The organism is Nonomuraea sp. NPDC050310, assembly GCF_040655795.1.
In the GTDB taxonomy this organism is placed as follows: domain Bacteria; phylum Actinomycetota; class Actinomycetes; order Streptosporangiales; family Streptosporangiaceae; genus Nonomuraea.
On the sequence record NZ_JBFAKP010000004.1, the window covers coordinates 58,968 to 71,528 of the forward strand.

Genomic DNA, 12,561 nt, shown 5'->3' on the forward strand with positions numbered 1-12,561 from the left:
ACGCGCTCAGGACAGATCGGCGACCCCTGTGATCCGGTGGAGGGCGAAGCGGTGCACGGCGGCCCGCGTCTCGTCGTAGGCGGTCAGGTAGCCGCCCTCCAGCCGGGCCGGCTCCAGGACGCGGCTGGTGGCGTTGCCCTGCGAGTCGGTGTAGCCGATCCACACCCGCGCGCCCTGCCGGATCGCCTCCTGCAACGCGGTGATCGTGGTGGTGGACGGCCCGCGCGGGATCTGCCCGTCCGGCGCGTCCACCGGGCCCCGCCGCTCGTCCCCGGCCCGCATCGCCCGGACGGCCGCCGCGACGACCTCCGGATCCGGGCTCCCGTTCGGTACGGCAGGCGGCCGAGCGGGCGCCTCGGTGCGGCGCGCGTCGAGCTGGCTGACGATCACGTCCCCGTCGAGCGACTCGGCGACCGGCGCGTAGCCCATCGCCCGCAGCGAGTCGACCAGCACGGCCCGCGACGTGCGCGAGGCGATCACCGTGGGCGCCAGCCGGCGCAGCCGCAGGGGAGCGGCCCGGCGGTCGGCCATCACCTGGTCGAGCAGCGCCGGGTCGTCGCAGCGCACGTAGGCGCTGGCCGTGCCGACGCGGATCCGGCCGTGCCGGCGGGCCACGTCGGTGACCAGGTAGGACAACGGCTGCGGCACCGGGGTGGCGGAGTGGCGGGCCAGCATGGACAGCAGCTCGTCGGCGCTGTGCCCGGCGTCGAGCGCCCGCCGCACCGACGGCTCGGAGAAGCGGTAGACGGTCGCGCCGCCCTTGGATTCGACCTCGGCGGCCAGCGCGAGCCAGCGGTTGAGGTCGCTGGTCAGCGGACCGGGCGCGACCGCGGTGAGGTCGGCCTGGAGCACCACGTGGTCGACCGGTTCCGGCAGCAGCGGGGCGAGCAGGGTCGCCGCGCGCTCGGTGTCGGTCAGCAGGGCGCGGCCATGCCGGGACAGCACGCCCAGGCCGGTCACGCCGACCTGCTCGGCCTCGCGCAGCGCGAACTCGATGAGCTGGTCGCGCAGCGGCCCGCGGCGGCGGGGCTGTTCCCAGGCCAGGCGTTGCTGCACCGACTCCAGACCGGGGGCGCGGCCCTCGGGCAGCACGTCCAGGGTGGCTCGGCGCAGGCCGGGCGCGGAGGAGCGGCGCAGGTCGGGGTGGAGCGCGTTGAGCGGCCGGTCGCGCTCGTCGCGCTCGCCGATCAGGCCGGGCACCCGGTCGGTGCGCAGCCACGCGGCGGCCAGCCGTACCCAGCGTTCGGCGGTGTCCTTGACCCGCCACTGGTCGTAGAGGGAGGTCGGCAGCCACTCGCCGTCGGCGGCCATCAGCCCGGCGGCGTGGGTGATCTCGACGATCAGCGCGGTGGCCCACTCCGGCCGGTCGAGCAGGGTCGCGGTGCGCTTGAGGTCGCGCACGCCGAGGCCGCCGGTGCGCAGCACGCCCGGCGGTTCGGCGCTCCAGCGCTCGCACAGCTCCTCGACCGAGCGCACCAGCTCGAAGGCCTGCGCGGCGGCGGTGCGGTCGACCAGCGAGCGGTCGCGCTCGGGGCCGCCCAGCTCGGGGGGCTCGGTGGCCAGGTCGCGGTGGACCCGGCCCTCGCGCAGGTAGAGGGCGACCTCGCGGGGCAACGTGACGCTCTCGGGACCGGTGGCGGCCAGCAGGCCGCGGGCGAGCAACTGCTCGATGGGCGAGCGGGCGCTCTCGACGGTCACCTCGCGCCGGGCGTTGGGCACCCGGCCGGTGGGCGGCCCCCAGGCGAGCTGGCTGAGCGCCGCCTGGGCCTCGGCGGAGACCGCGGCGATCAGCTCGGCGGGCTCGGCGAGCGCAGCGGCCAGCCGTTCCTTGCCGGTGCCGGCCGTGCCGGGGGCGATCTCGTCGGCCATCTCGGCGAGCTGCTCGGGCGGGTGGTGACGGAAGACGTCGGCCACCGGCGGCCCCAGCCCGGCCGGGTCGTCGAGCACCGCGGCCACCCCGGGCGCCAGCATGAGCGCGTCGTCGGGGCCGTAGACCAGGGCGAGCTCCTGGAGGTACTCGATCCGCGGGTCGGCGCCCATGATCTCGGTCAGCCGGTCACGGGTCATCGGCTCGCCCAGCACGGCCAGCGTCTCGACCACGGCCAGCGCGAAGCGGTCGAGGCGGTCGAGGGTACGGCCGATCGCCGACGGGCTGGCGGCGCGCGAGGCCAGGCCGTCGAGGTGCGCGGGCACGGGAGTGATCAGTTCGGGGCGCGCGGAGACGAGCGCCCGCAACTGCGCGTCGGAGCGCCCCCGTAGCCACTCGGTGAAGGTCATCGCCCCAGGGCGGGCTTCACCCCCGGGCGAGGTAGAAACCTTCATTCACGCAATGGTATGTCGCTGTAGTTTGAGCATGTGCAGGAGAGTGCCGAGCAGTTGGTCCTCGACTATGTCGCCAGGGTGGCCGACGCCGCGCACGGCGTGCTCCGGCCGGACCAGCGCGTCGACTTCGTCAACCGGTTACGGGCCCGCATTGAGCGCGAGCGGGCGGGCAGCACCAACCCCCGGGAGGTGGCGCGGCTGCTGGCCCGGTTCGGCGAGCCGCGCGCGCAGGTCGAGCGGGAGGTGCGCCGGCTGGCCCCGGCGGCGCAGCCGGAGAACGCGGCGGCCGTGCTGATGGAGAGCTCGGGGAACACCACCCCGTTGCCGAAGGTCGACACCACCAAGTTCCCCCGCATCATCGACGACGTGCCGCCGGGCGTGGCGCGCAGCCGCCGCGAGGCCCAGCAGCGGCTCGACCGCCGTGGCCGCCGGCCCGCGCCGCTGGTGCGCTTCCGGCAGGCGGCGATGTCCACCGCCAACCCTGCCGCCACCGACGGCCGGGACGCCGTGACCATCCTGCGCGCGCACTCGCGCGAGGTGACCGCGATGGTGGTGCTCTTCGTCGCGGCGCTGCTGGTGCCGTTCAACGTCGGCGAGCTGGCCATCTTCGAGGTGCCGCTGGTGGTCTGGGCGGTCGGCGCCTTCCTGGTGCTGCTCAGCGAGACGTGGACGCTGCGCGACAAGCTGCTCGGCATCGCCGCCGCGCCGCTCACCTACCTCGTCGGCGGCGCGCTGGTCGCCGCCGCCCGGCTCGGCGGGGCCGACCAGGGGTTCGGGCGCTTCATCACGGAGTTCTGGGCCTACAGCGGGATCATGTTCATGGTCGGCACCGGTCTGGGTGTCGTACGGCTGGCCTACAAGCTGCTCGACCCGGCCTGAGGCAGCAGCCCCCTGGCCAGGCGCACCCACGCCGCCACGAACTGGTCCTTCTCCGCGTGGCCCGGCGACTCGCCCACGGTCTCCTGGAACAGCCGGTACTGCACCACCGCGCCGCCCAGCACGGCGGCGACGCCGGCCCAGTCGACGTCGGCGTCGGCGTACTCGGGCTGGGCCTTGAACCACGTGACGATCGCGTCGAACATCGGCTGCAGCAGGCCCTCCCTGACCACCGCGACCAGCTCGGGGAACTGGCTCAGGTCGCGGAAGAAGACCCGGGTCAGCTCGCTCTCCTCGCGCACCTTCGCCAGGCCGGCCTTGCACAGCCTGGCCAGCCGTACGTCGAGCTCCTCGGCCGACTCCATCAGCCGCCGGTCGGCGAGCCCCTCGGCGACCTGGGAGCTGGTGCGGAGGGCGTGCTCGTGGATGGCGGCGGCCAGCACCTCGTACTTCGACCGGAAGTGGCGGTAGAGGCCCCCGGCGCCGGGGGACAGGCCGGAGGCGGCCTCGATCTCGGCCACCGAGGTCGCCGAATAGCCCCGCTCGGCGAACAACCTCAGGGACTCGGCGATGATCCGCTCTCGTGTCGGCCTGGTCATAGTCGTCTCAGAATACTCGCCACCACCGAGCCGATGATCAGCCAGACCACGGCGGCCAGACCGTAGTCCACGAGGGTGTTCCAGAGCGGGTCCTCGATCTGGAAGAGCCCTTCGAGGCCGAGGGTGAGCGAGCCGGCGAGACGTTCGACCGTCTGGTACCAGGAGTTGGCCGGGTTGGCCGGGACGATGGTGAAGACCGCGTAGAGGACCAGCACCAGGGCGGCCGCCCGGGTGGCGAGGAGCACGAGCGAGGCGAGACCTTCGCCGAGGCGGCGGAGGAACTGGCCGGGCGGGGGCTTCGCCGGGCGGTAGGGCCTGGCGTCGGTCTGCGGTTCCAGTGAACCACTCATAAGTGCCTCCTTACCCCCGTTCCGGCAGTTCAAAGACGTCGGTGCCGTGGTGCATCCTTCATGCGTGGGGAATGTGGGATTTGATCTGGATATGACGCTGGCCGACACCCGGTCCGGCATCGCGGCCTGCTACGACGAGCTGGCGCTGCGTCTCGGCATCGAGATCGACAGCGCGGCGATCATCACGCGGCTCGGGCCGCCCCTCGAACTCGAGATGGCCAACTGGGTCGCCGCCGAGCGGGTGGCGGAGGCGGTCGAGCTGTTCCGCAGCTTCTACCCCGAGCTCGCGGTCCCGGTGACCACCGCCATGGCCGGCGCGCACGAGGCGATCGAAGCGGTCAGGGCCAGGGGCGGCAAGGTCATCGTGGTGACGGGCAAGAACCTGCGCGACGCCGTCCGGACCGTCGAGGCGCTCGGGTTCGACGTGGACGAAGTGGTCGGATCGGTTTTCGGATCCGCGAAAGGAACGGCTCTCGCACGCTTCGGCGCCGCCGCTTATGTTGGAGACCATGTGGCCGACATCGAGGCGGCGAAGGCCGGTGGCGCCGTCAGTGTGGCGGTCGCGACGGGACCGTACACGGTCGGTGAATTGCGGGAACACGGAGCGGATGTGGCGTTGCGTGATCTGAAGGAATTCACGTCCTGGTTCGACGGGTTTTACCCGGTCGCTCTCCGGGCGTGAGGGGCATAACCTACTTCCACTCAATCATTCCGACAGTCTGAACGAGGTCCCCCTGTGCCGAGTGGCAAGGTCAAGTGGTACGACGCCGACAAGGGTTTCGGCTTCCTCACCCGCGACGATGGCGGTGAGGTCTTCGTGCATTCCTCCGCGCTGCCCGCCGGCGCCCCTGCGCTCAAGCCCGGCCAGAAGGTCGAGTTCGGCGTGGCGGAGAGCCGCAGGGGACAACAGGCGCTCTCGGTCCGGATCCTTGAGCAGCCGCCCACCCTGGCCAAGCCCAAGCCCAAGGCCAAGCGGAAGAACCCCGACGAGATGGTGGTCATCGTCGAGGACCTGATCAAGCTGCTCGACGGCATCTCGGAGACCTACCGGCGGGGCAAGCATCCGGACGGCGCGCACGCCAAGAAGATCGCCCAGGTGCTCCGGGTGGTGGCGGACGACCTCGACTGACCCGCACGGCCGGCTCTAGCGGGCCAGGCCGCCGAGCTTGCGGGCCGCGGTAGCGGCGGCGTCGGCGGGCATGCGGGCGGCGAGCGCCCGCGCCCGCTCGGCGGTCTCCGGCTTGAGCGCCCCGGCCAGCGTGCCGGCCAGGCCCTCCGGCGTGGTGGTCCCGCCCACGCCCAGCTCGGCGACCCTGCGGCCCCAGTAGTGCTGGTCGTAGCTCTGCGGGACGATCACCTGCGGCGCTCCGGCCAGCGCGGCGGCCGTGGTGGTCCCCGCACCGCCGTGGTGGACCACCGCCGCCACCCGGCGGAAGAGGGCGGTTTGGTTGACCTCCTCCACGGTCAGGCGGTCGGGGCCGTCCGAGCCGGGCGTCAGGCCCGCCCAGCCCCGCAGCACGACCATCCGGCGGCCGGACTCCCGCACCGCCGCCAGCACCGCCTCGCCGGTCTCCGGCGCCAGCGCCATGCTGCCGAACCCGACGTAGACCGGCGGCTCCCCGGCGTCGAGGAACCCGGCCAGCTCCGGCGGGAGCGGCCGGGCGTCCGGCAGGAGCCAGGCGCCGCTCTGCCACACCTCCAGCTCGGCGCCCTCAGGCCACGGGCCGAGGACCGGGTCGGCCGCCAGCCAGGGCCGGTCGGTGAACAGGTGGTCTCGCACGCCCTCGACCGGCGGCAGCCCGAGCGCGGCGCGGTGACCGTTGAGCGCCGCGCCCCACATCGCGTCCCAGTGCTCGGCGTCCCGCTCCCACAGCCTGGCGGCCGGCTCGTCCTCCGCCGCGGCGTACATGGGCGTCGGCGCGGGCGGCACCAGCGGGTTGGGCAACCCGGCGGGGCAATACCCCACATAGACGTACGGCAGGCCGAGCCGCTCGGCGACCGACCGGGCGGCGAGCTGCAGGGCGGTGGCCCCGACGAGGACGTCACACCCCTCGGCGGCCTCGGGCAGCGTGGCGAACTGGGTGCTCACCGTGGCCTCGGCGAGCTGCCGCAGCTGCTCCGGCGTCGGCCTCCCCGCCGGGCGCGGGGCGGTGGCGGCGCGCCGCACCTCCGGGCCGATCGGGACGAAGCCGAAGCCCAGGCCCTCCACCCAGGCGCCGAAGTCGGGCGGCGCGCACAGCCGGGCCTCATGGCCGAGCGCGCGCAGCTCCAGTGCCAGGGCGAGCAGCGGCTGGACGTCGCCGCGGGAACCGATCGTGGACAGCAGGGCACGCATGCGGAACTCCCCGGGTGAATGGTGTCGGCCGCGGTGAATTCCGCGCCGGCCCACGATTGTGCGGGGCGTCCCGGGGCTTGTGGCAAGCCCCGGGGTGCGCTATACGGTGAAAGTGGCGGGGAAATGGTCCCCATACGGTGAAAGTGGCGGGGAAATGGTTCCCGGCTTTTCGCGCTTTGCCCTGGGCGGCGCTACAGGCCGTGCGGGCGGGTCAGCGGCTTCGTGGTGTCGATGACGTCCAGCGGGCCGCCGGTGTCGGCCGGTTCGGGCTCCTCCGGAGGCTCGGCGGCCGCTTCGCGTTCGGCCTCGACCCGGGCGTCGCGGGCGCGGATGCGGGTGCGACGCCGTACCAGCAGCCACACCAGGCCCACGCCGAGCACCACGGCCAGCACGATCATGCCCGCCCGGCCGCTCTCGGTGAGCGACAGCAGCAGCCCGACGAGACCGCCGAAGACCCACGCGACCTGCAAGAACGCCTCAACCACGCCGAAGGTGGACGAGCGCACCTCCTCGCCGATCTCCCGCTGGATGATCGCGTCACCGGCGAGCTTGCCCAGCTCCTGGGCGAAGGCGGCGGCGAAGGCGATGGCCAGGGCCCACCAGACGTTGAAGAAGACCGCGGTGACGACGGTGGTGACCAGGGCCAGGGCCGAGGTGAGCAGCACGATGAGCTGCGGCGAGTGGTTGCGCGACCAGTTGGCGGCGGCGGCGCCGATCAGGCCGCCCAGGCCGGCGGCCCCGGCGAGCAGGGCGATGAGGGTGAGCGGGGCGAACCCGGCGATCTGGTCGATCGGCACGCCGGGTGGCGGCGTCGCCGGTTTCATCCCGGGGACATTGTTCTCCTGAACCAGGAAAAGCAGGAAGAACAGCAAAAAGCCGGAAAAGATGCGAATGCCGACGTTGGCCAGCATCGATTCGGTGACCGCGGGGCCGACGTTGAGAATGGTCCGCCAGCGCACCGGCGAAGCACCCTCCTCCTCGGTCTCCGGCGAGTCCACGTGCCGCGGCAGCCGTACCGCGTAGACCCCGGTGACGATGAAGACGAGCATCGCCAGCCGCAACGTCCAGGCCGCGCCCAGCCAGGTGGCGAGGCCGGCCGCCACCGGGACCGCGGCCCCGGCGGCCACCAGGGAGAACAGCGCGACCCTGGCGTTGGCGCTGACCAGGGTGATGTCCGCGGGCAGCACGCTGGGCATGATCGCCGCCCGGGAGACGTTGTAGGCCTTCGACAACACCAGCACGCCGAGCGCCGAGGCGAAGAGCGTGACCAGGTCGTTGGGCCCGACCGCGGCGGCCATCGCGAAACAGAGCAGGCCACGGCCGAAGAGCGTGCCGGCCATCACGTACCGCCGGCCGGAGCGGAACCGGTCGAGGATCGGCCCCACGAACGGCGCCACCAGGGCGAACGGGATCATCGTGATGACCAGGTAGAGCGCCACAGAACCGCGCGCCTCACCCACCGGCAGCCCGAAGAAGATCGTCGTCGCCAGCGCCCCGGTGACCAGCGCGTCGCCGACGCTGTGCACCGCGGTGAGCTCGATCAGCCGGCCCAGCCCCGTCCGGCCCGCGCCCTGGGCATGGGTGAGCCGGCGCGTGGCCTGCCCCACCTTGCGGGCGCCGCGTGCCGTCCCCTGCGCGGCGGCCTTCGTGCCCCGCGCGGCGCCGCGGCCGGCGCGAGCCACGCCACGACCGGCGTCGGCGAGCCCTCGACCGACCCGGCGCGACACCTCTCCCGCCTTTTCCCAACCATCCGCCACGCTTAACAGTCTTACCCGGTCGCTCCGATGGGTGACAATGAAGTGTGAGCCAACCGATGACGCGGACCAGGAGCCGTGCCGCCGCACCCGATCAGGCCTGTGTCGCCGCCGTGGATCTGGCGCGTGAGGCGGCCGAGGAGCTCGCCGCGCCGAGTCCGGTCGGTGAGCACCTCGGCTACGAGGGCGAGGGCGACCGGATCGTCACCCACTATTTCGCCTGCCTCGACCGCGCCTACCGCGGCTGGCGCTGGGCCGTCACGGTGACCCGCGCCTCGCGCGCGAAGAAGGTCACCGTCAGCGAGGCGGTCCTGCTGCCCGGCACCGGCGCCCTGCTGGCGCCCCAGTGGCTGCCGTGGAGCGAGCGGCTGCTGCCCGGCGACCTCGGCGTGGGCGACCTGCTGCCGACCTCCGACGACGACGACCGGCTGGTGCCCGGTTTCACCGATCCCGGCGACGACGACACCGATCACCAGATGGTTTTCGAGTACGGCCTCGGCCGAGCCCGCGTGCTCTCGGCGGTCGGGAAGGACCGCGCCGCAAGGCGCTGGTACACCGGCGATCAAGGGCCGCACACCCCTCTCGCGCACGCCGCGCCCGCGCAGTGCTCCACCTGCGGCTTCTACTGGCCGCTCGCGGGTTCGATGAAGTCGGAGTTCGGAGTCTGCGCTAACGAGTACGCGCCCGACGACGGCAAGGTCGTCTCGGCCGACCACGGCTGCGGCGCCCACTCCGAGGCCGCGGTCATGCCGCCGCCGGTGGAGCAGGCCGTGCCGATCCTCGACGACCTGGGCTACGACCTGCTCGACGAGGGCTCGGTGGACGAGGCGGCCTCGCCCGCCGAGGAGCTCGGCCACTCCTGAGCGCTCGCCCCGCCGCCCGGCGTCTCCGCCGGGCGGCGTTCTTGACGGTGGCGGGCGCTAGCCTTTCGTCCGCGTGGCCGACCCGTGCCACCGGGCGAGAAGGAGAGTCGTGGACGTTTTCGGCACCGATCGGATGCGGGCGGCAGTGCTCGCGGCTTGGCAGGCCTCGCCTGCGCGCTTTCGTGAGGATGCCAACGCCGAGGAGGATTTCGCCCTCGGCGGCTACCGTGACCGGCTGATCGTCGAGCTGGCCCAGAACGCCGCGGACGCGGCGCTGCGCGCCGGGGTGCCCGGCGTGCTGCGGCTGGTGCTGCGCGACGGCGTGCTCACCGCGGCCAACACCGGCGAGGCCCTCGACGCCGCCGGCGTGGAGGGCCTGTCCACGCTGCGGGTCTCGGCCAAGCGCGACGACGCGGGCGCCGCCGGACGGTTCGGCGTCGGCTTCGCGGCCGTCGTGTCGGTGTCCGACGCCCCCGAGATCGGTTCCCGTGGCGCGCCGTCGGTGCGCTGGTCCCGCGCGGAGACCACCGAGCTGGTCGCGGCGAGGCCCGAGCTCGCCGGGCAGCTCGCCGACCGGGGCGGCCACGTGCCCCTGCTGCGATTGCCCTTCGCGGGCGAGCCGCTGGCCGTGCCCGACGGCTTCGACACACTTGTACGGCTGCCGCTGCGCGACGAGGCGGCGGCCACGGCGGTCCGCCGCATGCTGGCCGAGGCGAGCCCCGCGTTGCTGCTGGGCCTGCCCGCGCTCACCCGGATCGAGATCTCGCTCGACGGGGACGAGCGGGTGGTCGAGCCCGGTGACTGGGCGCTCGGCGTGGCCTCCGGCGAGTTCACCCCGGCCGAGGTGGCCGAGCTCTTCGCCGACCGGCCCACCGAGGAGCGGGCCCGCCCGTTCTGGTCGGTCCGCTGGGCCGTACCGGTGTCCGCCGAGCGCGGCGGGGAGCCGGTGCCGCTGCCGCGCAGCGTGCGGCCGGTCATCCACGCGCCGACGCCCAGCGACGAGCCGCTCGACCTGCCCGCCCTGCTGATCGCCTCCTTCCCGATGGCCACCGACCGGCGGCACGTCGCCAAGGGGCCGCTGACTGACTTCCTGGTGGAGAAGGCCGCCGACGCCTACGTGGAGCTGCTCGGCCGGTTGCCGCGCACGCCCAAGCTGCTCGACCTGGTCCCGGCGCTGATGGGCAAGGGCGAGCTCGACGCGATGATCCGGCGGGCGGTCCTGCGGCGGTTGCCGGACGTGCCGCTGCTGCCCGCGCTCTCGGGGCCGGCGCCTGCCGTACAGACGCCGACGTTCGCCGACGCCGAGCTCTACGACCCCGACGCGGAGTGGACGGTCGAGCACCCGGTGCGCGAGCGCGGCGCCGACGGGTGGGTCGTCTCCGGACGGGAGGCGGCGGTCGTGCCCGGCTCGGGAGAGCTGCTGGCGCGCATCGCGGAGATCGTGCCCGGGCTGCTGCCGGCGGGCTGGCCGGCCCGGCACCCGGCGATGATCACGCTGGGCGTCCGGCAGGTCGGCCTGGCCGACGTCATCGACCTGCTGTCCGGCGAGGTCGTCGAGGGCCGGGAGCCGGGGTGGTGGCGCGAGCTCTACGACGTGCTCCCCGGCGACGACCACGAGGCGCTGGGGGCGCTCCCGGTGCCGCTGACCGACGGGCGGCTGGTCCGCGGCCCGCGCGGCACGCTCATCCTCAGCGGGGCCGGCGGGTTCGACCTGGCGCCGCTGGGGCTGCGCATCGTGCACCCCGACGCGGCGCACCCGCTGCTGCTGCGGCTCGGCGCGGCCGAGGCGACGCCGCGCACGATCCTGGAGGACCCGCTCACCAAGGCGGCGGTGGCCGAATCCTTCGACAACCCCGACCACGAGCCGATCGCCCGCGCGGTCCTGGCCCTGGTCGACGCGGCGGCGCTCGCGCCCGGCGAGGCGCCCTGGCTGGGCGAGCTGGCGCTGCGCGGAGCCGACGGCGAGCTGTACTCGGCGGGCGACCTGCTGCTGCCGGGCGGCGCGCTGGCCGGCATCCTCGAAGAGGGGCCGCTGGCCGCCGACGAGCTCGTGGCCGAGTACGGCCCGCGGGTCCTGGCCGCCGCCGGAGTGCTCGACGGCTTCGCGGTGGTCAACGACACCGACGTGCTGCTCGACCACGACGACTGCGACCACGACCTCGACGCCGAGGACGACTGGCTCGACGAGGTGGCCGACCTGACCGGCGACCTCGACCTGCCGCCGGTGGCCGCCGAGTTCAGCGCCGTGCGCGACCTGGAACTGGTGGCCGACTGGCCGGCCGCGCTCGCCCTCCTCACCCGGCCGCCGCTGCGGGCCGCGCTCCAGCCGCTGCGCGTCGGCGGCGTCGAGGTGCCGTCCTACACCGGCTGGTGGCTGTCCGAGCACCCCGTCCTCGACGGGCGGCGCCCGCGCGAGCTGCGGCTGCCCGGCGCCGACCCGCTGCTGCACGGCTTGTACGGCGACGCCCCCGCCGGGCTCGACGACGTGGCGCTGGCGATGATCGGCGTGCGGACCACGCTGGCCGACCTGCTCGACTCGCACGGCGGCCCCGAAGAACTCCTGGAGCGGATGGCCGACCCGGCGATCGAGCTCGACCGGGCGCAACTGCGCGGCCTGTGGATCGCGCTGGCCGCGGTCGACCCCGGACGGGTCTCACCGCCCGAGCGGGTGCGGGCCGTGCTCAACGGGCGGATCGTGGTGGCCGAGGCGGAGGACGCGGTGGTCGTCGAGGCGCCCGACCTGCTGCAGCTCGTCGCCGACCGGCCGCTGGTGCTCGCGCCGTTCGACCTGGCCGAGGCGTTGTCGGAGCTGCTCGACCTGCCGCTGGCTGGGGAGCTGGCGACCGGCGAGGTGACCTCGGCGGGGGTGGAGCGGGCGGTGCCCGCGCAGGTGCGGTCGCTGTTGCCCGCGGCGCCGGACAGCTACGTCGAGCACGAGAAGTTGCTGGTCGACGGGGTGGAGTGCGCGTGGCGGTTCTTCGACGGGAAGGTGCACTGCACCGGGGTCGACGGGCTGGCTCGTGGGCTGGCCTGGGCCACCGGGCAGTGGAACGACCGGCTCGCGGTGGCGGCGCTGCTGCGTGACCCTGATGCGGTGCCGCTGCTGCTGGCGGAGGCCGACCTGAGCTGAGCTTGCTTGGTGTGTGCGACGTGAGCCCGGTCCATGGCCGGGCTCATGGCGTTTCCGGGGGCTGGTTACGGCTGGCCTGGTTTGCGGAAGCGGCGGACGAACCAGAGGCCGAACAGTCCGCCGACGATCCCGGCGACACACGTCCAGACCCACCACGAGTACTGCGGCGCGGGTGGGAAGAGCAGCAGCGCGACCAGCGCGAGCGCCCACAGACCGGTGCCGACCAGGATGGTGGTCTGGTCGTTCGTGGCGATCGGCTCAGGATCGGGATGCCATTGCTGCTTCACGGCATCAACCCTATCTCGATCCGATCACCGGACCTTTCGCTGTTT

11 protein-coding genes are annotated in these 12,561 nt (G+C 73.8%); 5 read left to right on the forward strand and 6 right to left on the reverse strand.

Annotated features, from left to right (window positions below; all coding sequences use genetic code 11):
* Nucleotides 1-6 precede the first annotated feature (6 nt).
* A complete protein-coding gene (locus AB0I67_RS13220; protein ID WP_357922359.1) occupies nt 7-2,322 on the reverse strand; it encodes a helicase C-terminal domain-containing protein in 2,316 nt (771 codons plus the stop codon).
* A 33-nt stretch (nt 2,323-2,355) separates the two neighbouring features.
* On the opposite strand from AB0I67_RS13220, the gene AB0I67_RS13225 reads away from it, so the two are divergent.
* Entirely contained in the window at nt 2,356-3,201 is an 846-nt protein-coding gene (locus tag AB0I67_RS13225) for a hypothetical protein (protein ID WP_357922362.1), read from the forward strand.
* Here the strand turns inward: AB0I67_RS13225 and AB0I67_RS13230 are convergent.
* Together AB0I67_RS13230 and AB0I67_RS13235 are read right to left on the reverse strand one after the other, a co-directional pair.
* Nucleotides 3,177-3,797, reverse strand: coding sequence for a helix-turn-helix domain-containing protein (locus AB0I67_RS13230; RefSeq protein WP_357922365.1), 621 nt, complete (start codon nt 3,795-3,797; stop codon nt 3,177-3,179). The genes AB0I67_RS13225 and AB0I67_RS13230 overlap by 25 nt on opposite strands.
* Entirely contained in the window at nt 3,794-4,147 is a 354-nt protein-coding gene (locus AB0I67_RS13235) for a hypothetical protein (RefSeq protein WP_357922368.1), read from the reverse strand. The genes AB0I67_RS13230 and AB0I67_RS13235 overlap by 4 nt, the downstream gene beginning before the upstream one ends.
* Before the next feature lie 73 nt (nt 4,148-4,220).
* Here AB0I67_RS13235 and AB0I67_RS13240 point away from each other — a divergent pair, with 73 nt between their 5' ends.
* Nucleotides 4,221-4,829, forward strand: coding sequence for an HAD family hydrolase (locus tag AB0I67_RS13240; RefSeq protein ID WP_357923315.1), 609 nt, complete (start codon nt 4,221-4,223; stop codon nt 4,827-4,829).
* 54 nt (nt 4,830-4,883) lie between these two features.
* Nucleotides 4,884-5,276, forward strand: coding sequence for a cold-shock protein (locus AB0I67_RS13245; RefSeq protein ID WP_357922371.1), 393 nt, complete (start codon nt 4,884-4,886; stop codon nt 5,274-5,276).
* A 15-nt stretch (nt 5,277-5,291) separates the two neighbouring features.
* Here the strand turns inward: AB0I67_RS13245 and AB0I67_RS13250 are convergent, their stop codons facing one another.
* Nucleotides 5,292-6,482 (reverse strand): glycosyltransferase, encoded by a 1,191-nt coding sequence (locus AB0I67_RS13250; RefSeq protein ID WP_357922373.1) that lies wholly within the window; start codon nt 6,480-6,482, stop codon nt 5,292-5,294.
* Between the two features lie 191 nt (nt 6,483-6,673).
* Nucleotides 6,674-8,209, reverse strand: coding sequence for an MFS transporter (locus AB0I67_RS13255; protein WP_357922376.1), 1,536 nt, complete (start codon nt 8,207-8,209; stop codon nt 6,674-6,676).
* 86 nt (nt 8,210-8,295) lie between these two features.
* On the opposite strand from AB0I67_RS13255, the gene AB0I67_RS13260 reads away from it, so the two are divergent.
* Complete coding sequence (locus AB0I67_RS13260) at nt 8,296-9,099, forward strand: DUF3027 domain-containing protein (protein WP_357922378.1); 804 nt, start codon at nt 8,296-8,298, stop codon at nt 9,097-9,099.
* 109 nt (nt 9,100-9,208) lie between these two features.
* On the forward strand, nt 9,209-12,229 hold the full coding sequence (locus AB0I67_RS13265; RefSeq protein ID WP_357922381.1) for a hypothetical protein: 3,021 nt from the start codon (nt 9,209-9,211) through the stop codon (nt 12,227-12,229).
* Nucleotides 12,230-12,294: 65 nt separating this feature from the next.
* On the opposite strand, the gene AB0I67_RS13270 is transcribed toward AB0I67_RS13265, so the two are convergent.
* Nucleotides 12,295-12,516, reverse strand: a complete 222-nt coding sequence (locus AB0I67_RS13270; protein WP_357922384.1) for a DUF2530 domain-containing protein — start codon at nt 12,514-12,516, stop codon at nt 12,295-12,297.
* Nucleotides 12,517-12,561 lie beyond the last annotated feature (45 nt).

Bases quoted from the DNA above. Each gene is read 5' to 3' on its own strand.
- AB0I67_RS13220 (WP_357922359.1), bottom strand. From the start codon at position 2,322: ATGAAGGTTTCTACCTCGCCCGGGGGTGAAGCCCGCCCTGGGGCGATG.
- AB0I67_RS13230 (WP_357922365.1), bottom strand. From the start codon at position 3,797: ATGACCAGGCCGACACGAGAGCGGATCATCGCCGAGTCCCTGAGGTTG.
- AB0I67_RS13235 (WP_357922368.1), bottom strand. From the start codon at position 4,147: ATGAGTGGTTCACTGGAACCGCAGACCGACGCCAGGCCCTACCGCCCG.
- AB0I67_RS13260 (WP_357922378.1), top strand. From the start codon at position 8,296: ATGACGCGGACCAGGAGCCGTGCCGCCGCACCCGATCAGGCCTGTGTC.
- AB0I67_RS13250 (WP_357922373.1), bottom strand. From the start codon at position 6,482: ATGCGTGCCCTGCTGTCCACGATCGGTTCCCGCGGCGACGTCCAGCCG.